Consider the following 18,758-nt stretch of genomic DNA (forward strand, 5'->3'; position numbering starts at 1 on the left):
TCTCTGTCGTGAATTCAATGAAGTAATCTCGTTTGGTTTCATATGGATCGTACTCTGTGGGGTCATTAATTGTTAGTGATAGATAGTAGTGTGTTTGACAGTATCATGATAAACCTACCCCCATTCATGAGGACGTTTCATTTGGTACTACTCTACTACATACATGTCTATTGTGATACGAGGAGAAACTGATATGTACGATACGATTGTATGCGTAGCTGATGCTCGAAAGACAAGACGGATTAACAGCACTTATAGTGCTCTTCCTCACGGTCGGAATGCTCACTTCGTTCAGCGTAGGCGTTGGAGCAGCTGAGCCAACTACTGATGACCTCGACGATGCCATTGATGACGTTGGCTCCTACGAATACGAAACTGAGACGAACTCAACGAGCGTTATCGTTCAAAATGGTGAAACACAAGAGACGTCATCAGAAGCTGTCGGGAACGGTGTTGTTGACATCACTGACGAAAAGATGAAACAAATAACGAGCACGAAAACAACCGGAGAGAGTGCTCTCGAGGGTGATCGTATTGAAACACAAGTGTATCTCGTCGATGGCACCTATTACACTGCAACCACAGTACCTGGTGAAGACACTGAGTGGATCCAGATGGATGTCCCAGAAAATGCGGGCGTAGCTGGAGGCCCACTTGCTGAGTACACCTCTTTGCTCAACGCTTCAGATGTCGAGACTGTCGACAGAGAAGACCTCAACGGCACAGAGACGTATGTGCTTGAGCTCGATGTCGACATGGATGCGTACTTAGAGGAGATGACCAGCGAGCTTAATACTACAAATAACAGTATGGACGCTAACGACACAGCGATGAATAGCGCCACATCGGGGAGTCTCGATGGGCTAACACAGGAGATGACCATGACGCTATGGATCAACACTGAGACGGATCTGCCGATCAAGTCCGAACTTGTGACCGAGACATCCATGGACGGTCTTGGAGCGTCCGACGCGAACAACACTAGTGAAGCAGCCGGAGAGATCGAGAGCATCGACACAACTACCACGCAGACGACACACTACGAAGCGTACAACGAGCCAGTTGACATTGATCTCCCTGAAGAGGCTGAAAACGCACAGAATCTCGACGAACAGCTCGCTGAGCTTGAGACGGGACTCGCTGAGAATAACAGTTCCAATATTGACGAGGGTGACGTTAACGACTCTGATGCTGAAGAGCTAAGCGAGGAAGCTACCGAGAACGACTGCTAACTCCGGTTTCTGTTTTATCGCGTTTATCGAGGGCACAACTGGACGCGTGTCACCAGACCGTTCTCGTGATCGACTGAGTGGCTTGACTCACGGTATCGCTAATTGAGCAGTCGGCCGGTCATCGTTCATCGGGTAGTGAGCTGAGTCATCCCAGTCGGTTAGTAACGGCCGAAGTATGTGTAGTGACAGCACGATTAGATCTAGCGAGGTGTCGTCCCGGCAGAATACTTTTTCTCGGTGGCGCGACCAGTAGGAGACGATGCTCTCCCGCAGGACCCGTGCACGCCTCGACCTTTTTGGAACTGTCGTCGGACTGATCATACTGTGGTACTTCCGATTCGAGGCAAAGCAGTACGCCGACATCGATCGGGAAGGTCTGATTGAATCGCTCGATCGCACAGGTACGACTGAGAGCTGCGCAAGCGGGACAGAAGAGACGAATACAGATATTACCACAGACGATCTCAAAGCGCTGTTCGGATCCGGATTGGTGGAGGCTGGCATGGCGGACCCGATCAAACCGCGCTGGATCGCAGTCGGCGCTACGGAGTCGATCGTCTGGACACTCCTGTTCGATCACGATGTGGGCGGAATCCGGCGATCGTATCGCCGACGTGTCGCTGCGATCGTCCTCCTGTACCCCTACTACCGGCTGCGGTACCGTCGCGACACCACGTGGAGCATCGGGGTTGGGCGAAGCGTCGGGACGATTGTCTACCGGTTGAAGTACGGCCTGCTCGAGGATCCGCCGGGGGCGTGACGTGGCTTCGATACCGAACTCGTCGACTGTGACCCTATATGTGTTAGCTGATGAACCCAACCGGATACCAACGATCAGCCAAATCCCAGTATTGGGGAGCCGGCGAATGCGACTGCAGATGGCATCGCAAGGAAACTAAGGAACTATTCCTCATCACTGGCCGACATCGCGTGTCTCTCAATAGTGGTGGTAGTACGTCCTCTCGACAGTCCGGAGATCGAACTCACTCGAATTCCGTTCGCGGAGCTCAGTAAGGATTCGCGGGTAATCAGAACGCCACTGTACTCGGTCGTTACCGTAGGGTGCGGCCTTGTTGAAACCCTTTGTTGCTAACATTCAATAGAGGGACTCTCATAGCCATTCAAGACCAAAGCAGCAGAAACCAACTCTATGGGTGAATAAGTCCGCGATATTCGCAGTTTCCGTCGGCTAGCTATTTCATTCGATATTATGTACGAGATATTTGACGCCGACGGCGACCACGCCGGTGATATTGAAGGGCAATTCGCAGTGCGGGATACCTACACAGTTAGTATCGACGACGCGAGCGATATTCCAAAAGAGGCTGTATCGCTTCTGCGTGCATCCTTGACGCTCTTGATTTCCTCCACTCCCCCTATTTACAGGACGCACCTCGCTGCGTGCAACCCGTGGAGTCGCGCCCGAAAGGGGTCCGCAGGGAGTTCGAACCTTGTGCAACATTTCCCTTTCTCACAAAGGCGACTATTGCACAAGGAAAGATAGCAAAGAATGATTTGACTGATTTGGTTTCACGTCAAACTTCGACGACTTTACTGATACATAGAACGTGCGAATGTAACGATTGCTTCTCTATTTATCTCACTCAAATAGCTGCCATAGAGAGGTTAATATACGTTAAATTAGGACAAGAACGAAATTGCGATACATTATTACGTATTTAGAATATAATATTTATTATGGATGGTGGAGGTGGAATGTCCAACAGAATCCTTATTTTCACTACCATAGCCCTTTGTATCGCTGGGATTTCCCAATTATACCGGGTTGTTAGTGGAGAAGGAGGGAATGTAGCTATTTTCGCAGTTATATCCTTTTCAATAGGGGTTATAATTAGTATAATAGAGTTATATCGGAGATATATCTCTCCATGATGGATATTCTCACCTCTATCTAACGGTTGGTGCCAACTTTAGTTCCCAGCCAAAATGAATGAAGCACCTGTGACAAAGAGATATTAGTAACTGGCCGCTGATTCGGCGGTAGCGGGCCCAGCTGACTGGAACAGACGATAATACGTCCACAGACGGTCTATATAATGAGCAAGACGATGAACATAACGAGTGCACTACCGCCGAGCGCTTGAACAGCTCTCAGGTAGCGGTCACGGGACCGGTACAACTGTCCGCTGATCAGTCCACCTGAGAGAAGAAGAACCCCGAGACAAACAGCAGTTACTACTAAGACCCAGAGCATGATCCTGAGATCGAAGAAGTTGGTTCCTTGCAGCCAGTGGATGTGTAGCGTAAAGAGTGCCCAAATGCTAGCAAGAAACCCCGCTAATACGTCCCAGGGTGATCGTGGTTGAAGCCATTCCATTGTATGAACTTACGGTATTTTGATATAAAGATGTATTGCCTACTTTCAGAGAGAATTGGACGGGGATTGTGGAGTCCATCGAGCACAAGCTTGATCAGCGACGCGACCAGCGTCGGTAAACTATGACGTGTAGATATGAGCGAAATGGTGGGTCATCAGTGGACTGACAGAGAGTGGCGACTGATTACTCTACTGCAATCCGAGTGGAATCTCAATCACCTAAATCCAGTCCGGAACCTGATTATTGACACTTCCAAGTGTGTCGCTGCAATATCCTTGTTCAATATTCTCAGTCTCATGGCCTATCTTGCAAATTGAAACGAGAATCAGCAAAAATGACTGCTCTATTGGAGTACTGATACGTAGATAGTCTGTACCTAACGAATCAGTAGTGACGTTGAAGAAGAGAAGAGAAGTTAGTCGCTAATGTTCACGCCGGACTGGATCTCATATTCGAGTTCGACCTGCGACATGGACAGCAAGGCCGCGAGTTCCGGTGTCATATCGGGGTGATCCATCGCCCGATCGAGATTCTTCATCATCTCCTCGGTAAACTGTGCGCTCGCATCGATCGCGCCCGACCGCGTAGATTCGTTCAGAAGATCGCCTACGCGGTCGTATAAGTCTGTACGCCACTCGTATTTGTCGGATGTGTTGATTCTCATGGATCTGTCTTTACCTAATGCTTATACGCAATAGGAAATAAAGACATCAATATGCTATTGAGCAATAGGGATTATGTAGGTGGGGCAGGTATCGTCTGATATGGAGCGAAAGCGCGACGATTCGGGGAAATTCGTCCCACAAGTTACCGATGAACGGGTCTTGGACGCACTCGGAGAGGGAACCTTATCGGCTCAGCAGGTAGCCGATAAACTCGGATGCTCGCGACAGGCGGCCGACCGACGGCTACGGAATCTCCTCGAGGACGGGACAGTCGAGAAACACACCTTCGGACCCAGAAGCGTCGCGTGGTCGCTCACCGACGAGCTTCAGGATGTCGTCTGTGAGGGCGAAAGCGATGACGAATAGCGGTGATGGCACTCTCCCGACAGCGAAAGATATCGTAACTGTCCACGATGAGATTGATGAGGAATATGATTTGAAGTACAAGGGTGCCCGCGTTGCATCACCGAGACTTGAACTCCGTCCACATACCCGCAAGGCGGCCGAATATGACGATGTGTACATACGAGCCGCCTTTTTGCTTCGGAAGGTGGTGACGGCCCATGTATTCGAAGATGGAAATAAGCGCACTGCATGGAACGTGGCAACATCGTATTTAGAGCAGGCCGGCGCGCAACGAGCTGATACAGACGTGGCGGAAGCTCGTGTCGTGCGTAGTATCCGGAAATATGAGGTGGAGGAAATCGCCAAGTGGTTGGAAACCGGCGCGATCGACAAATCACGATTGAACCCACCCCGGACGGATAATGAATAAGTAGGTGTGAACACTATGGAAGACAACATGAGCAAGACGCACAACCAGGAATCAAACGACAGCGAGAACGAATCATTCGTCGAGACAGCCCGTCGGATGCGGGATGAGGAACGTGATGTTCTCGACGCGCTTGAGGATTAGCTCCGTTTTTTGAGGTTGCGCCTACGGCCCGCGGAATGAGAAGCGCCTGATTCTCGAGCAGCGGGAGGAAAACACGGAACTCATGAACCACGCTCAGACGGAACACGCCTATCGTGAGGCAAGTTTTTACTGCTCCTTGGATGGCATACCTGTCAACCACCATTTAGCGCGTGTCATAATTCCTGCTTGAGCACGTTGCTTCTGAAGTGATTGCTCGTCTTCTACGACTTTGACTAGTTCATTGGATGCATCTATCTTCTCAGTGGTTGCAATCAGTTTAGATTGAAGCTCATCGATTCGTGCTTCAGCATGATTCAACTCTGATTCAAGCTGCTCCGTCTGTGATTCACACTGAATCGCTCGATCAAAAATACGTCTAATAGCCTCTGCATCACTAATATCGCTATCTGCCTTTGATTGTACTTCATTAATATACTCGATATGTTCTGCTCGGACTTGTGGAGTGATTCGCTTCATGATGCAGTATGAATCGTTAATGGATCATAGAGGTACGTCAGCCAACCGTCAGACATTCATTCGCTATCTGTCACTGACCTTTATAAGCAAGGTGTGTGAGGTCATACGCAAAGCTACGGAACACGAAAAAGGCCGGAAGGGGCCAGACCTAATACATCTCCCCTTTCTGGCTGGCATGGCATAACTGTTTGCCTGTCTCGTTAGCCCGTGGCTCATCAGATGGCCATGACAGCAATTCCCAATGCTGCAGAGAGACACGCGGTCGGTGCGACCTTCTTCAGCATGGATGCTGCACCGGAGGCGCAGCTGATAGAAGACGAGATTACGTTAGATACGCGAGGCTGTGCAGGTAGTTCGATCGAACGGCGCTGGGAGCCCCCTCTTGAGACGGGGTCCAGGCTCCCATCAGCGCCGAAACACGCACAATCGAAGGCTGGCACCTTCGATGCGAGGCCTTGGGCCTCTACCTGGGTATTGGACGTCCGGGTTCATGGGTCTTTCTCGTCGCGGTGCGGTGCCCGGCCCGTCCGGCCGTGATCGGACGACCGGAACGATGACGACTGACAGCATCACCAAACCAGACCACGACTCGGAGTTCGTACGCGCAACTGCCCTCTCGCGATTTGACCCGCGACAGAGCACGCTCACGGAGGCGATCTAATGGCTCAATGCGAGGGCGGCGGCCACGTCACAGCCCTATTCGTCCGAGTGTTCGGGGTATCGGGCGCGATCGCTGGCTGTTTCGAGTGTTCTGACCGCCAGACGGTTCGGAGTGGGTTCGATGAGTGAGTCACGTTTCCTGCTTGAGACGGCTGTGGACGAATTTGGTGGGAACCTGATTTACACCGGAAACGACCTCCTCCCGCACTTCGCACTCGACAAGGCGGTTAAGGACGCCGACGGATCGGCCCGCGCCCGGTTCGACAGGGGCGACGAAACGTGGGTAGCCACACTCTCCTATCAGGAATCGGGGCTTGCACCGCGCGATCACCCGGACTATCGCCTCCAGACGGTTCGCGAGCACCGGATTACCGTCAAACCAGTAGAGGACCAGGCCGGGAAACGTCGGGCGCGCTTCCATGTCGCGCCACGCTGGCCGGATATGCGAACGACAGACGGAGATTCAATCTCGACACCCGATATTGTAGGCGTGAACGTTCGCGCTCAGGGTGCCAAACTCGACTTTGGGGAGTATCCTGAACTCCTCCGAGGGGGGGCCGAAGCCCTAGACATCAATCCGGCGTACTTCACGGGCGAGCACTCCTACTCAAATATCTACGAGGCCGAAACGTACGTTCGGGTCAATCGGTCCAAGTCGGGCCGTGTGTTCGGGCGCGGGTCCGTCATGGAACGAATCTTTGAGTTGGCCGCCGAATCGGGCAAATACCGAAAACTCGTCGAGGACGATACGGGCGGAGACGGGTTCATGCACATGGCGGCGTTCCGGCCTGAGACGGCAGGTGCGCTCATCTCGGGCCACGAATACGGTAAGCGGATCAAACACTACCTGCTCAAGAATCCGCCTGAGGACCCGTCAGACCCGTTGTATCACCCAAAGGTGTGTATGCTGTTCAAGAAGTCGCTCAATACGTCTACGGTCCCGTGGTCGGACAAGGCGGGGCTTCGACGGGAGTTAGACGAGCAGCTGCTAAATCTCTTGAGTTGGGCTGGCCTGCCGACCCGTCCGAACGAATCGAGCGACACCTACGTTCCCGATGGATACTTTGAGGACACGGACACGATTCGGCCGACGATCTCCCTGATAGACGACCCGACACCGGACATCAAGCGAGAGCAAGGGACGGCCGTAATCAAGGCGCTTGCTGGCCTTGGGACAGGAAACCCGGACCTCAACAACTCGGACGCCGAAGCCTTGCAGGTCATGGCCGACGGGGGACAGGTCCAAGACGTCACCTCACTGGCCGAGGCGATCGGCCGTTCGCGCCGGACGGTCTACCGGATCGTCGACCGTCTCTCGGACCTCTTAACGCTCGAGAACGGGGCCGTCGCCTTCGGGTCGGACTATCTGGCCTCGCAGGCCCGCCACGGGCTCAGACACGCCCGTGAGGCCTTCGAGAACGACGGCAAGGGTTCGGGCGAATCGAGCGCATGGTCGGCGTGGTGCGCCGAATACGGGCCTGAGGTTTCTGACCGGTTTCCTGACGCCGACATTACCCGGGTCAAACTCGAGTTTGGTGAGATACCCGACGAGGCCGACATGGAGGAGATGCTGAAAGAAGGGCTAACGGCGTGGATCCGTTCAGGCCGTGATAAAGTCGAGTACGTAGCAGGCCGTGCCTTCTGGCGTCAGAACGGAGAGGGGCTATCCACATCGGACACGCCCGGCAGTCGGGCCGGTGGTATGCCAGATACTGTCCCGTCCCGGTCAACGACGACCGGATCAGATCTCAAATCCGTCAGATAGCGCGGCGTTCCTGAGTGGCAACACTATCCACCGTCCCGTTTTCGGCTTGATTTTCGTCGTCTGAGGCTCCGTTTCGGGTGGAATTTTTCGCGCGTTTCTGCGAAGGTGGCGGTGGTATTTTGATTGAGTGCCCTTAGGCACGCCTCCTAAGAGAATATTGACACCCCCTGTCGAAACCGGACTAACCCCACACTGTGAGGCGGTGCGGTTCATCCTGCTGCGGTGGGGGGGAAGCGGGGCTGGTATCTTATCTCGCACTTCTCCAAACGGAGTAGAAGCATTTCCGATTAGCCGTCATGCGTCTGAGGGCCATCCGCCGATTACCGTTCTTTCTCTGAAGGAGACAGCTTTATGGCGCACGTGGACGTACATGTATGTGTATGGCTACAAAGACACTCACGATCACCGAGGACGCCTATGAGCGCCTGAAAGCGCACAAGCGCGGTGACGAGAGCTTCAGCGATGTAGTAAACCGGCTCTCGAAGTCACGAGACAACCCGAAAAAGGCGCGAGGGCTTTGGGATGACATCGACGCAGGGCAGGACCACAAAGAGAAACACCAGCAACTTGGCGAGGAGATTGACGACCACTACGATGAGATGTTTGGACAATAGCGTCCTAAGCGACTATCTTCGCTCGGACAACCCCCGCCACGAACAGGCGGCCACAGTAATCGAGTCCTATGATGGAGCGTGGTATCTCCCGATGCCAGTGTTGTGGGAGGCTCTGCGATACGGAGCACAGGCCTCCCGAAAACCCGGTGTTACCAAAACTGAGGCAGCGCTAAATTGGGCCGATCCCCTTCCGGTAACGGCAGGTGCGGTCACTGAGGCAGCCATGATCGAGGCTGAACTCCTCGACCAGGGCACGCCGATCAATGCAGTGGACATGCTAATAGCAGGGATTGTCCGTGAAGCAGGCGCGACGATCGTTACCCGCGATAGTGACTTCAACCGTATTGAGGGCCTCCAAGTCACCAATATTGACGAGTAGGCTCTATCGCTGGCTACTCGTCGCCGTCGTCGCTCTCCTCGCTCTCGTCGTCCTCCGATCCAACGGTGATTTTGTGTAGTACTCGTTTTCGTACACCTCGACACAGTTCCGTTGTCTGGCGTCTCGATCGTTCCCGAGTACGCCGAGTTCTTTCAGTCGGCGAGTGACTGTTTACCTTATCCTGCCAGCCCCGACGGCCCCAAAGGGGCCGTGAGGCTCCCGCGGTGGAGGAGGGGAGAAACAAACTAATAGGCAAGTTCAAGTGCTCACCATAAGCAATAGCTCTCAATGTCCGCAAGCGACGACTACGAATACAAGATGATCCAGCCGTCGACTGGTCTATTAGGAATTAAGACAGAAAACACGGAAAAGAAAGTCAACAGACTTGCTAAAGACGGCTGGGAACTTGACGAGGTAATCGAGAACTGGTTTTGGGGAGATAATCTCATCTTCAAACGCCCTCGGTCAAGTGGGAACGCAAACGTAGACTAGCCGTTCGAACCACATGGTGATAAAACCGATTTTGGATATGGGCCAGCAATCGGCTATTGCTACGCTGTTGCTATTTGGGTTCGGTGTCGTATTTCTATTGATTGGCGGGTTTGTCGGTTTTCAACTGGATACGGTCACTGCTGGCTACGGGCGTCAGCGTGTGGCTTTCATGTGTATCTTTCTATGGCATTTGGTCTAGCATTTTCTACGTAGCCTGCGTCAGATAATGACCACCCCCGTCAGTAGTCACTTGCTTACTGACAGAGGGCTCTGACAGAGTTGATTGCAGCAGCGAGGCCTAGAGCACCAGTCACGGCACCCAAACAGATATATCAGCGGTCGTCGTTCAGAGCGCATGAATCCCATCGTATGGGCGAAATCCAAAGGTCCCGCGTATGTCGGATTAGAGATCACAGCAACGATTTGCATTGTTCTCTTAATCTCGTTTACTGTGGTGAAAATCAACAACCCCTCTTACCAACCTACTATTGATTCATCGCTTATTGCCGTTGCCGCGATCTTCTTCGCAATTGTCGGTATGCAATTCGACAAATCCAACCGCGATAGTAGTAGTAGTCTGTAGCCACCTGGTTGCTGACCCGGGGTGTCGCTCCGGTGTAATTAGCATGCTACTGAGCGTGTCATAGAATCGGTCACGTGACCTTTGAAATCCGTAGTGAACGGTAGATATAGACCGTTCACACCCATTAACTGGGTTTATCCCGCTAGAAATCCAAAGACATCATATGTCTGACGAAGAGGACGATCAAATAGATTCGAATAAGATGGGTCTAGGGATTGCGTTCGGACCTCTAATGGGAGTCGTTCTTGGGCTTGTACTGAATGATATCGGGATAGGTATTGCGATTGGGATGAGTCTCGGTACCATTTTCGGTGTAGTGTGGGGCCTAACGTAGTTTACTGCCACGTGCGAACGTGAACAGCTGACCCTGTACTTACAGGTATATGTGCCGGCTGATTCAAGCAGAACAAGTTGAAACCAACGCTCTGAGTGTCTTTCTATGACACGCTCTGCTACTCTCAATAGACCGCTCTTGTTGACAGGGGTATTCTGAATTAAACGGCGTGGGGCTACTAACAGTCTGTCAGTAAGCAAGTGGCTACTTGTATGGAGAGATAGAGATAAGCCACTGGCACGATCAGCAATAACATGGTTTCAAAGCCTACACAACAGACACTAGGCACTGCTTGGATGATAGTCATCCTCGGCATTTCGACATTCCTGATAATACTCGCCTCCAGCGGCGACGGAGCCGTTTGGGGAATGCTTGGAGTGATTGTCGGAACCGCCTGTGCGCTGCTCGGATTATACATTGGGCACACTGAGAGTGGCGATCCAGCCTGTGCGTGTCGAAGTTAGGGAACAACCGCGCCGCCCTGTAACGAAGGGAGTGACTGCTGACAGGGAGTGAGCTATACAGATTCCGTATTCGCGGTGTCGAATTGCTCGCGTTTGCTGTAGAGATACACCGCAACGAACGCGGGTACGACGACTCCCAAAAGTGTTACCGGTTCAGGTGTCTGTACCACCGCGATAAGGCTACTGATCGCTGCACCAGTATAGAGGACGAACCCCCACGTCCATGCCCAAGATCGCCCGATCCACAACCCGGCAGCGACGACGAGCAAGCCGACACCCACAACGAATACGAAGGCAACGACGAGGAGGGATGCAGTAGTCCCATCTGTGAGACTGGGGTTCGTAGCGATTTCAAGAGCGGCGATGGCTAGCACGAATGCGGCGACTCCGAAGATGGCCGCGAGGATTTTGACTCCTATCGAAGGTTTTCTAGAAGACCCGACCGTGTCTGCCCATCGACTTATCATACCCATACCGAATCTAGTGTTCGGTCGTCACATAGTTATTTCGCGGAGTGCTGGAGGAGCGGGAACCCGACCGTCAAATGAGCCATGCACTTCGGCGTTCACCCCCGTATCCCGCCAGCGCGCCGCGGTTTGGCGCGCGTCGGCAGGGGCCGGGTATGGGTCCGGTCCCGGCCGGGTCGGCATGACTTATGATAGAGGCAAGGAAGGATTCGGCCACGTTGACCCACCAAGGCGACGATAGACCGCGGTTAAGCACCCATGTTTAAGTGTCTAGCCGTATATAAAATATATGGAAGCGGCGATGACCACCGACCTGCGCACTCGGTGCGAGCATCGGCGCGATTCGTCGTCAAGTCATAGCTGGGGGGTTCGACACCCCTCTGCGGGTTTCAAATACACAATCATAATCAGACAATCATAATCATGAGTAGCAACACAAGCGAGCGGTTGGCACAGACGGTCGATTTGGTCGGCAAGGACCTCGAGGACCTGACGGTTGCGGAGTTTGCAAAGGCGCTTGAAGCGGCCGGATTCGTCCGAGCGGGCGAGGGCGAGGGAGACGAATCGGTGGAGGCAGCGGCACGCCGGGTCGTCATGCAGGACACCGACGCCGCTCAGGACACACTCGCGAAGTACGGGACTGGCGTGGACGACAACGGCCTCAAAACCACCGGGGAAATGACGGCCGAATCCCGTCGCCGACAGGCCGAGATCGCGGCGACCGAGGCCGAGTCACGGTCTGGCGACCCGCTCGAAGCGTTCGGGACTGGTGTCGATAACAACGGCCTCGAGGAGTTGACGGCCAACGAGATTCCGGCCGAACTCGACGCCGACACCGCGAGCGACGCCCATCCGTATCAGCATGGCCCGGCCGACGCCTCCGAGGACGACCCCAACCCCCTCGTTGAGGAGTACGGCACGGGCGTCCAGGGGGACCACTCGCGGGCTGACGAGGAACGGACCAAACTCGCCAAAGCAATTGCTCGCGAACTGAGCAAGCGGGAGTGAGTTCATGCGCTCACCTCGAGATCTCACGTCTCGCGTCTCGGACCTGGAGGGGGGCACCGGCCCCGAAAACCTCCCGGCGGCGGGGATAATCGTCCTCCTCTCGACGGCGAAGGCGGGCGGCTCACTCCTCTGGGAGGACAAAGAGCGGGGCATCATCCTCGTGGATGGCGAGCCTCACAAGGTCACGGACAACGCAGTCGAGAAGTTGGATCTAGACCCGTCGATAAGCCGCGGATAATCTCACCACTCATGCACGCTATAACCACCGACATTGCCGAGACCGGGCGGGAAGTACGCCAACCCATGGGGGGTTCGGTATGAGCGCGGATTCGCCGCCGACACCAGAGACCGACGGGCCGGACATCCCGGACCGCGCGGAAGTGATTTCCCTCCTCGAGGACGGCATATCAGAGGCCCACCGGAAGGTGACTGCCGGGCGGGTTCGCGACGCCGAGAACGAAAAGGTCCGTCAGGGGTGGATTCGCCAGCTGGCATACGCATGCGGACAGTATCGTCAGTTGAAAAAGGACCAGGACCTCGAGGAACTGGCCGAGCGGGTTGAGCAACTGGAGGAGCGCCAATGACTCGACAGGGGCTCGCGAATCGGATTGAGTCACTGGAGGCCGAGCGTCCGGGTGACGGGACAGTAATCGAACTCCGGGATACGGTGGTCGCGACGCCGTGGGAACCGACGGAAGGCGAGGCCCCGGAACCGGGGGTTACTGAGGAGCGGATCGAACTATGACTCGGCGTTCGCTCGAGGACCGAGTTGACTCGCTCGAATCGGGCCGGTCGGGTGGCTCGCTCGGCATTGAGTTCAACCACGTCTTAGTCATGTCTCGCGAGCGTGCCGAGCGCGAAGGCCGGGAGATACTCGGTGTGGCCGATACGCCCGGCGACGCCGAACATGTCAGGGTCGAGCCATGACCCGCCGTTCTCTCGCGAATCGGGTCGGGGACCTGGAGGACGACCAACCGAGCGAGGGTTTCCAGAAGTTCGTGATCGGTGGGGACGCCGACGAAGCGGATCGGAAGAGCGGCTTTTACGAGTGGAACGCCGAACGGGGCGTCTATGTCAACGAGCAGGGCGTTGAGATCGCTCCGGGCAAGGAACCGGGCAGTGATCTTGAGTACAAGATTGAGTATTCCGGGACGGGGGACGAATGACCCCCGACCTCAGTGAGAGTGATCGGGCGCTGGTCCGGGGAATCGTGTACGAACTCGACGGGCTCGACGGTGATGAGGACCGCCTGTCACTTGTCCACGCCCTGCTGCTCGCGAACGACCTCGAGCCCAACGAGGACGTGGTCTACGTCCGCGGCGAGGACGGCGCTCTGCGACTCGACACCCTCCGTGACGACGCCGACGCTGAGGCGGCCCTCCAGCACGCTCGTGAGATGGTCGCCTACGCTGGCGAGATCCAGGACGACGAGCTGGAGATGGCCCTCAACGGCTCGATTCGCCGGCGGGCGGACCTTCCCCTCTCGGTTCGGCTTCGCGACCGTCTAGTCGGCGCGTGGGATCGATTGACTGGAGGCCTGTCCCGATGACCCACGACTTCGCGACCCGTGGCGAGGGCGTCGCGACGCCCGCTGCTGTGACTGTCAGCAGCATTAACACCAGTCTTCTCTCCGTTCAAGATCGCCCCACTGACCGCGGTGAGAGTCCGCGGAAGGGGCGTCTTCGCGATCTGGATCGGCAGCTGACCAATTGCAATTGCGATTACAATTACGATTACGATCAACCATGAATTCGAACCGCGAACTCGACCAGGAACAAGTTGATTTGCTTTATGACCACCGGCGGATGAAAGACCGCGGCGAGGATCCAGTCCTCGTTAGCGAGCAGTCGGTTGACGCGATTCGCGAGGTTCTCGGGACTTCGCTCGGCCAGCGCGGCGTCGCCGACCCCGACAGTCTCGATCTCGACGCCCTCGCGGGGCAATTTATCGCGATGGACAGAGACGAGGCAAACGAGACCGTGACGGCCCTCTCCCAGCAGCCCGAGACGGGTGGGGCCAGTCCGGAGTTGCTCGAGGACAACGACGAGGGGAGTGTTGAGGACCTCACGGCCGAGGAGCGCAACACCGCCCGCGAGAAGCTTGAAAGCGCGCAGAGGATGGAGACTCGCGCCCCCCAATATGCCGAGGCCCAGCGCCAGGAGGCAGCGGACATCCTCAACACCTCCCACGAGGACATCGACCTCGAGGCGCTCTAGCGCCCCGAATGAGCGCGGATACTCCCGGCCTCTCGGAGCTACTCGTCGACAAAGTGGTTCCGTGTCCTGAGTGCGGTCGCCCCTTCATCCAAGAAAATGCGATGAAGGTCCACCGCTCGAGCACGCACTGAGTCGTTCCCGATGACCCCTGACGGGCGAGGGACTGTGTTCGTCGAGGTAGGACTCCGTCAGGCCCGGCCCGTGGGCCTGGATCAATCACGGGCATCGCTTCCATCGTTGCTAACTCATTAGCCGCCTCTCGGGGGCCACCCTCCCGGCAGGCGGTCCACTCGTGTTAGGCGGTATGACTACTGTCCCGTAGCGGCGCGAGAATCCCCGTCTCGGAGCGGCCGAAGGCCGCGAGAATACGGCGTTTCTTGGAGCGCCGCTAGGGTTCCGGTTACAGCTGGCCTATCATCATGACTGATATGCCAGACATATCAGGACGCCTGCCGACCCTAGTAGGTTGGGTGGAGGGGGTAAGTTTCGACCTTACTGTAAGCTTGCACTCAGACGCCGACGGCTGTAGGGAGAATTGAGGGGGGAAGTTTTCTATCAGCGATATGGTATGCGGGCGGACTTAGACAGGGCCGGGTATGCCATCGTCTGAGGCCGACGGGGCCGAAACTTACTAGGTACTGTACCACATTGGTATCTACTGTGGTAGAATTGGTATGAAACCGACAGATGAGAGGTGAATTGAGAAGAAACCAATGCGAATTTTAGCTTGCCTACCGCTCCGCTCACCAGCAAAACCACCACTTAGCCAGCCCGCATACCCACCCCTCAAAGAACTAACCAACACATGAGCAGAGACACAGTCATCAGCGTCTACGTATCAGAATCAGAGAAGAATCACCTCAAGAGCGAGGCCAACGATGCAGGAGAAACACTCTCCAGCTATGTCTACAAGCTCATGCAGGCCGAGCGCCAACGCCAGAATCTGGATCAATCGGCTACAGAGCTATCCGCCGAGGAACGCATCGAGGCCTTGATCGCTGAAGGGACAGATGCCCTCGAGGAAATCGCCGAAGACATACGAGACATGAACGCTCGTGCCGGGACCTACTCAGTCGCGAACTTCGAGCTGCTGAAACAGAACTACCCGGATGCTCGTCGACGTGAGGTACTTCAGACGGGTGCTCGCCGGCTTCGCTACCCGCTTGAGGAACATACTGATCTCTCGAGTGAGGAGTCGAACAGTGCCGACTCAGACGCTGAAACCGACGATAAAGACGATGATGGACCGACGGAAGTCGATGACCTCCTATGACGACGTTTCTCCAGACGGAGTATCGTGATTCTGGCGCAGGGAAACTCATGGCATACATCGGCAGAGAGGGAGATACACCGGTTCACGACAGAGCCGGCCGCCTCATATCCAACAAGCAGAAAGAGCGATTCGTCGAAAAGAGCGAACGTCACCAATTCGAGAGACACATGATAATCAGCCCAGAGAACGGAAATGACCTCTCAAACGATGAGATCGGCAAAGAGACGCGCCGAACAATGGAACAGTTCACGAAAAACCGACCCACGGTGACCTACGCGTATAGTGTTCATCGGGATACTGAACACCCGCACGCTCACGTTGCCATGACGGGTGAGAAGACGGACCTCTACATGGATCGTGGTGACGTCGAGAATGTCCGAGAGACGGCCAATGAGCGGATGGTCGAACGAGAGAGGTACAAACACCGCCGACAGGAGAAAGAGCGTGCGAACGAACGTGATTCGCGAGAGCGGGAGCAAGAACTAGAGGACGAATTAGAGATTGAGAGGGGCCGCTAAGATGGTGCTTGGAACCCTCCTCAATCTGACGGCGGTAGCCGCCATGTTAGCCTACGTAAGCAAAGTTAAAGGATTCTCCCCTGTCGGTCCCTACGATGCATGGCGGGTGATTACGGCCCCGCTACGCGACGTCAATAGAGCACTCACACCCCTAGCAGCCATCATCGGGTGGTTCGTGGCCCTTTGGTTGGCTGACGTAACCGGCGCGATATGGCTTACTGTCGCCCTGTTCTTCGGTATCGGTGGGGCATTGCTCTATGAGACGATTCGAGTTGGAATACCCACGGCTATCGGCGCGACTATCGGCCTTGTATCGGGTCTAACGAGCGACGTTAGGCCCGATCGGGATAACTTCTCACTCCCATTGACTATCTACGAATCGCAGGCTGACGACGTGAGCGAGTGGACAGACGGCGCTATGCACGTTCCACGTCGTTCGTTGCTGACTCTTGGAGCGAGTGGAGCCGGCAAGAGTGAGACACTAAAGCACTTCGTCGATCAGCTCCAGGCCGACCCGAGTGAGCCTGTGGTAGTGTTCGACATGAAGCGAGATTACCAAGCATTCCTCAAGGAACGCGGTGCGTCCATGATCCGCCTCTCATCCCAGGGTTCGAGCACAGAGATAGGGTCACCGATCGCGTGGAACATCTTCGCGGAAATGGAAACTGAGGCTGACGCCGACGAGATTGCAAGGTCACTGTTTCCAAAGGGACGCGACCAGAACAATTTCTTCGATACGGCAGGCCGCCAGCTATTTGCCGCGAACCTGAAGTACCTGAAACGTGAGCTCGACAATCCGACGAACGCCGACCTCGTGCGCTACTGGCAACGCGCCAGTCCTAAGAAAATGCACGAGAACCTTAGCAGAGACGGCCACGAGGACCTAACGGCAGCTGCGAGTGCGATTGACCCGGAGACGGCCAAACAGCCGGGGGAGTGTTCTCAAGCGCCCAGCAACAAGTTCAAGACCTCTTTGTGGGTGACTTCGCGAAGTCCGGCGACTTCTCGATTCGTGAGTACATGGCGAATCCGCAAGGCCGTATTCTCGTACTCGACTACCCGACGCGCCAGAGCGAGACGATCGCGCCCGTGTTCCGCTACCTGATAGATGAATCCATCAAACACGGGATGTCTGACCCGCGTCGGTCGGCGTACTACCTACTCGACGAGATAGAGCATATGGGCGTGTCTATCAGCCGACTCGGAGAGCTGATAAACGTCGGCCGGGGGAACAACTGTCAGGCGATACTCTCCCTACAGAGTGTCGCGCAGCTCCAGGACACGTACGGCCGCGAGAGAGCGAACGCGCTACTCTCGGGGATGGTTACGGTAATCGGCCTTCGGACGGCCGACGAACCGTCAGTGGACTTCCTACGGGAAACGGTCGGTACGGAGTTCAACGAGTACACCGGCCACGTTGAGCGGAAAGAAGCGCCGTTAGGTGGCGGTATGGTTGAGACGTCGCGAGAAATGAAAACTGAGGAAGAACACAAGTTCGCGAAGGGCGACCTTCGGAGCTTCGACGCGGGGGAGGCGGTAATTTGTCGACAGGGTAAAGGCTACGTCCATGGCCGGATTCGTATGCTTGAGGAGTAGCTCGGGATAACAGACAATGCCAACATCTATTATGATGTGGTTCGTAACATCAATATGTCCGGGGACGAGGCCACACTCATACTCAGTGAATCACTCGACTTCCCCGAGACAGGGCGGATCGTTCGGATGAATGTGTGGTCTGTCCCGGCGTCAGACGCCTATCCAGATGGCATCAAATACCGGTTGCACTACGGGACAGGTGAGGGAGAGACGATCCTCCGCTACGATAACTCACACGCCGATACGAAAGGCCACGAACGCCACACGGCCGATGGAGTGGATGGTACCTACGAATACCCAGGCGACTACAAAGCCGTCTTAGAACGGTTCAGAACAGAGGTCGAAAATCATGAACGCACCGACTAACCACAACAGCGCCCCAATGCACCGAACGCTGACCGTTCGTGTCGCCTCGCCGAGCAACGCCTTCGAGAAGGTTGGCGAGCGTTTCGAGGCGCTCGACCGAGGCGAAGATATTGATCCGCTTTACGAGATCACGTTTCAGCGAGAGGAGGATTTACAGCGGCTTCTCTCGGCAAATAACATTCAGATGCTCCGATCAATTGCCCGCGAGTCGCCTGAGAGCATTCGAGCACTTGCCCGTGGAGTTGGGCGTGATATCCGGCAGGTTCACGACAACCTCCAAGAACTCGAAAGTTACGGACTCGTCGAGATCGAGGACGAGGGGCGTTCACGGCGGCCCTCAGTTTGGTATGATGATATCGAGATCAAGGTACCTATCGCTCCGTGATCTGCGGAC

28 protein-coding genes are annotated in these 18,758 nt (G+C 55.3%); 25 read left to right on the forward strand and 3 right to left on the reverse strand.

Features of this window, described 5'->3' with window-relative positions; all coding sequences use genetic code 11:
• The first annotated feature begins 221 nt into the window (after window positions 1-221).
• Together HACJB3_RS17095 and HACJB3_RS20870 are read left to right on the forward strand one after the other, a co-directional pair.
• Complete coding sequence (locus tag HACJB3_RS17095) at window positions 222-1,232, forward strand: hypothetical protein (RefSeq protein ID WP_008415486.1); 1,011 nt, start codon at window positions 222-224, stop codon at window positions 1,230-1,232.
• Between the two features lie 502 nt (window positions 1,233-1,734).
• On the forward strand, window positions 1,735-1,992 hold the full coding sequence (locus HACJB3_RS20870; RefSeq protein ID WP_238532959.1) for a hypothetical protein: 258 nt from the start codon (window positions 1,735-1,737) through the stop codon (window positions 1,990-1,992).
• Window positions 1,993-3,986: 1,994 nt separating this feature from the next.
• Here HACJB3_RS20870 and HACJB3_RS17110 read toward each other — a convergent pair.
• Complete coding sequence (locus HACJB3_RS17110; RefSeq protein ID WP_008415481.1) at window positions 3,987-4,235, reverse strand: DUF7692 domain-containing protein; 249 nt, start codon at window positions 4,233-4,235, stop codon at window positions 3,987-3,989.
• Window positions 4,236-4,335: 100 nt separating this feature from the next.
• Between HACJB3_RS17110 and HACJB3_RS17115 the strand changes: the two genes are divergently transcribed.
• Genes HACJB3_RS17115 through HACJB3_RS21135 form a run of 3 tightly spaced genes read left to right on the forward strand, consistent with a single transcriptional unit; the run spans window position 4,336 to window position 5,152 of the window.
• On the forward strand, window positions 4,336-4,602 hold the full coding sequence (locus HACJB3_RS17115; RefSeq protein WP_008415473.1) for a winged helix-turn-helix domain-containing protein: 267 nt from the start codon (window positions 4,336-4,338) through the stop codon (window positions 4,600-4,602).
• Window positions 4,592-5,011 (forward strand): Fic family protein, encoded by a 420-nt coding sequence (locus tag HACJB3_RS17120; protein WP_013199642.1) that lies wholly within the window; start codon window positions 4,592-4,594, stop codon window positions 5,009-5,011. The genes HACJB3_RS17115 and HACJB3_RS17120 overlap by 11 nt, the downstream gene beginning before the upstream one ends.
• 15 nt (window positions 5,012-5,026) lie before the next feature.
• A complete protein-coding gene (locus tag HACJB3_RS21135; protein ID WP_008415469.1) occupies window positions 5,027-5,152 on the forward strand; it encodes a hypothetical protein in 126 nt (41 codons plus the stop codon).
• Between the two features lie 126 nt (window positions 5,153-5,278).
• Here HACJB3_RS21135 and HACJB3_RS20875 read toward each other — a convergent pair whose 3' ends face one another.
• On the reverse strand, window positions 5,279-5,629 hold the full coding sequence (locus tag HACJB3_RS20875; RefSeq protein WP_206537098.1) for a hypothetical protein: 351 nt from the start codon (window positions 5,627-5,629) through the stop codon (window positions 5,279-5,281).
• Window positions 5,630-6,289: 660 nt separating this feature from the next.
• Between HACJB3_RS20875 and HACJB3_RS21140 the strand changes: the two genes are divergently transcribed.
• The 6 genes from HACJB3_RS21140 to HACJB3_RS20395 all read left to right on the forward strand — a co-directional run bounded on the left by HACJB3_RS21140 (window position 6,290) and on the right by HACJB3_RS20395 (window position 10,456).
• Complete coding sequence (locus tag HACJB3_RS21140) at window positions 6,290-6,418, forward strand: DUF7563 family protein (protein ID WP_274378069.1); 129 nt, start codon at window positions 6,290-6,292, stop codon at window positions 6,416-6,418.
• Window positions 6,411-8,054, forward strand: a complete 1,644-nt coding sequence (locus HACJB3_RS17125; RefSeq protein WP_013199643.1) for a DUF7845 domain-containing protein — start codon at window positions 6,411-6,413, stop codon at window positions 8,052-8,054. The genes HACJB3_RS21140 and HACJB3_RS17125 overlap by 8 nt, the downstream gene beginning before the upstream one ends.
• Window positions 8,055-8,434: 380 nt before the next feature.
• Entirely contained in the window at window positions 8,435-8,668 is a 234-nt protein-coding gene (locus HACJB3_RS17130; protein WP_008415464.1) for an antitoxin VapB family protein, read from the forward strand.
• Window positions 8,658-9,047: a PIN domain-containing protein gene (locus tag HACJB3_RS17135; protein WP_008415462.1), complete on the forward strand. Its 390-nt coding sequence runs from the start codon at window positions 8,658-8,660 to the stop codon at window positions 9,045-9,047. Before HACJB3_RS17130 ends, HACJB3_RS17135 begins: the two co-directional genes overlap by 11 nt.
• Window positions 9,048-9,335: 288 nt before the next feature.
• Complete coding sequence (locus HACJB3_RS19255; protein ID WP_008415455.1) at window positions 9,336-9,539, forward strand: DUF4177 domain-containing protein; 204 nt, start codon at window positions 9,336-9,338, stop codon at window positions 9,537-9,539.
• Between the two features lie 746 nt (window positions 9,540-10,285).
• Window positions 10,286-10,456, forward strand: a complete 171-nt coding sequence (locus HACJB3_RS20395; RefSeq protein ID WP_008415452.1) for a hypothetical protein — start codon at window positions 10,286-10,288, stop codon at window positions 10,454-10,456.
• Between the two features lie 517 nt (window positions 10,457-10,973).
• On the opposite strand, the gene HACJB3_RS17145 is transcribed toward HACJB3_RS20395, so the two are convergent.
• Window positions 10,974-11,393, reverse strand: coding sequence for a hypothetical protein (locus tag HACJB3_RS17145; RefSeq protein ID WP_013199647.1), 420 nt, complete (start codon window positions 11,391-11,393; stop codon window positions 10,974-10,976).
• Window positions 11,394-11,810: 417 nt separating this feature from the next.
• Between HACJB3_RS17145 and HACJB3_RS17150 the strand changes: the two genes are divergently transcribed.
• From HACJB3_RS17150 to HACJB3_RS17215, 14 genes are all read left to right on the forward strand, one after another.
• Entirely contained in the window at window positions 11,811-12,395 is a 585-nt protein-coding gene (locus HACJB3_RS17150) for a hypothetical protein (protein WP_008415449.1), read from the forward strand.
• A 4-nt stretch (window positions 12,396-12,399) separates the two neighbouring features.
• A complete protein-coding gene (locus HACJB3_RS17155) occupies window positions 12,400-12,633 on the forward strand; it encodes a hypothetical protein (protein WP_013199648.1) in 234 nt (77 codons plus the stop codon).
• Between the two features lie 79 nt (window positions 12,634-12,712).
• A complete protein-coding gene (locus tag HACJB3_RS17160; RefSeq protein WP_008415447.1) occupies window positions 12,713-12,979 on the forward strand; it encodes a hypothetical protein in 267 nt (88 codons plus the stop codon).
• The gene (locus tag HACJB3_RS20400) at window positions 12,976-13,140 is read left to right on the forward strand and encodes a hypothetical protein (protein WP_008415446.1); all 165 of its coding nucleotides are present in this window, start codon (window positions 12,976-12,978) and stop codon (window positions 13,138-13,140) included. Before HACJB3_RS17160 ends, HACJB3_RS20400 begins: the two co-directional genes overlap by 4 nt.
• Entirely contained in the window at window positions 13,137-13,322 is a 186-nt protein-coding gene (locus HACJB3_RS17165; protein ID WP_013199649.1) for a hypothetical protein, read from the forward strand. The genes HACJB3_RS20400 and HACJB3_RS17165 overlap by 4 nt, the downstream gene beginning before the upstream one ends.
• Window positions 13,319-13,561, forward strand: a complete 243-nt coding sequence (locus HACJB3_RS17170) for a hypothetical protein (protein WP_008415445.1) — start codon at window positions 13,319-13,321, stop codon at window positions 13,559-13,561. Before HACJB3_RS17165 ends, HACJB3_RS17170 begins: the two co-directional genes overlap by 4 nt.
• Entirely contained in the window at window positions 13,558-13,944 is a 387-nt protein-coding gene (locus HACJB3_RS17175) for a hypothetical protein (RefSeq protein ID WP_008415444.1), read from the forward strand. The genes HACJB3_RS17170 and HACJB3_RS17175 overlap by 4 nt, the downstream gene beginning before the upstream one ends.
• Before the next feature lie 196 nt (window positions 13,945-14,140).
• The gene (locus HACJB3_RS17185; protein ID WP_013199650.1) at window positions 14,141-14,611 is read left to right on the forward strand and encodes a hypothetical protein; all 471 of its coding nucleotides are present in this window, start codon (window positions 14,141-14,143) and stop codon (window positions 14,609-14,611) included.
• 805 nt (window positions 14,612-15,416) lie between these two features.
• The gene (locus HACJB3_RS17190) at window positions 15,417-15,884 is read left to right on the forward strand and encodes a hypothetical protein (protein WP_008415441.1); all 468 of its coding nucleotides are present in this window, start codon (window positions 15,417-15,419) and stop codon (window positions 15,882-15,884) included.
• Window positions 15,881-16,402, forward strand: a complete 522-nt coding sequence (locus tag HACJB3_RS17195) for a relaxase/mobilization nuclease domain-containing protein (protein WP_013199651.1) — start codon at window positions 15,881-15,883, stop codon at window positions 16,400-16,402. Before HACJB3_RS17190 ends, HACJB3_RS17195 begins: the two co-directional genes overlap by 4 nt.
• 1 nt (window position 16,403) lies before the next feature.
• Window positions 16,404-17,507, forward strand: coding sequence for a type IV secretion system DNA-binding domain-containing protein (locus HACJB3_RS21145; protein ID WP_013199652.1), 1,104 nt, complete (start codon window positions 16,404-16,406; stop codon window positions 17,505-17,507).
• Window positions 17,423-17,998 carry a TraM recognition domain-containing protein gene (locus HACJB3_RS21150; RefSeq protein ID WP_081461376.1) on the forward strand — a complete coding sequence of 192 codons (576 nt, stop codon included), beginning with the start codon at window positions 17,423-17,425 and terminating at the stop codon, window positions 17,996-17,998. Before HACJB3_RS21145 ends, HACJB3_RS21150 begins: the two co-directional genes overlap by 85 nt.
• Window positions 17,999-18,052: 54 nt before the next feature.
• The gene (locus tag HACJB3_RS17210; RefSeq protein ID WP_013199653.1) at window positions 18,053-18,364 is read left to right on the forward strand and encodes a toxin-antitoxin system TumE family protein; all 312 of its coding nucleotides are present in this window, start codon (window positions 18,053-18,055) and stop codon (window positions 18,362-18,364) included.
• Window positions 18,348-18,749 carry an HVO_A0114 family putative DNA-binding protein gene (locus HACJB3_RS17215; protein ID WP_238532920.1) on the forward strand — a complete coding sequence of 134 codons (402 nt, stop codon included), beginning with the start codon at window positions 18,348-18,350 and terminating at the stop codon, window positions 18,747-18,749. Before HACJB3_RS17210 ends, HACJB3_RS17215 begins: the two co-directional genes overlap by 17 nt.
• The last annotated feature ends 9 nt before the right edge of the window (window positions 18,750-18,758 follow it).

It is taken from the genome of Halalkalicoccus jeotgali B3, assembly GCF_000196895.1.
Classification (GTDB): Archaea; Halobacteriota; Halobacteria; order Halobacteriales; family Halalkalicoccaceae; genus Halalkalicoccus; species Halalkalicoccus jeotgali.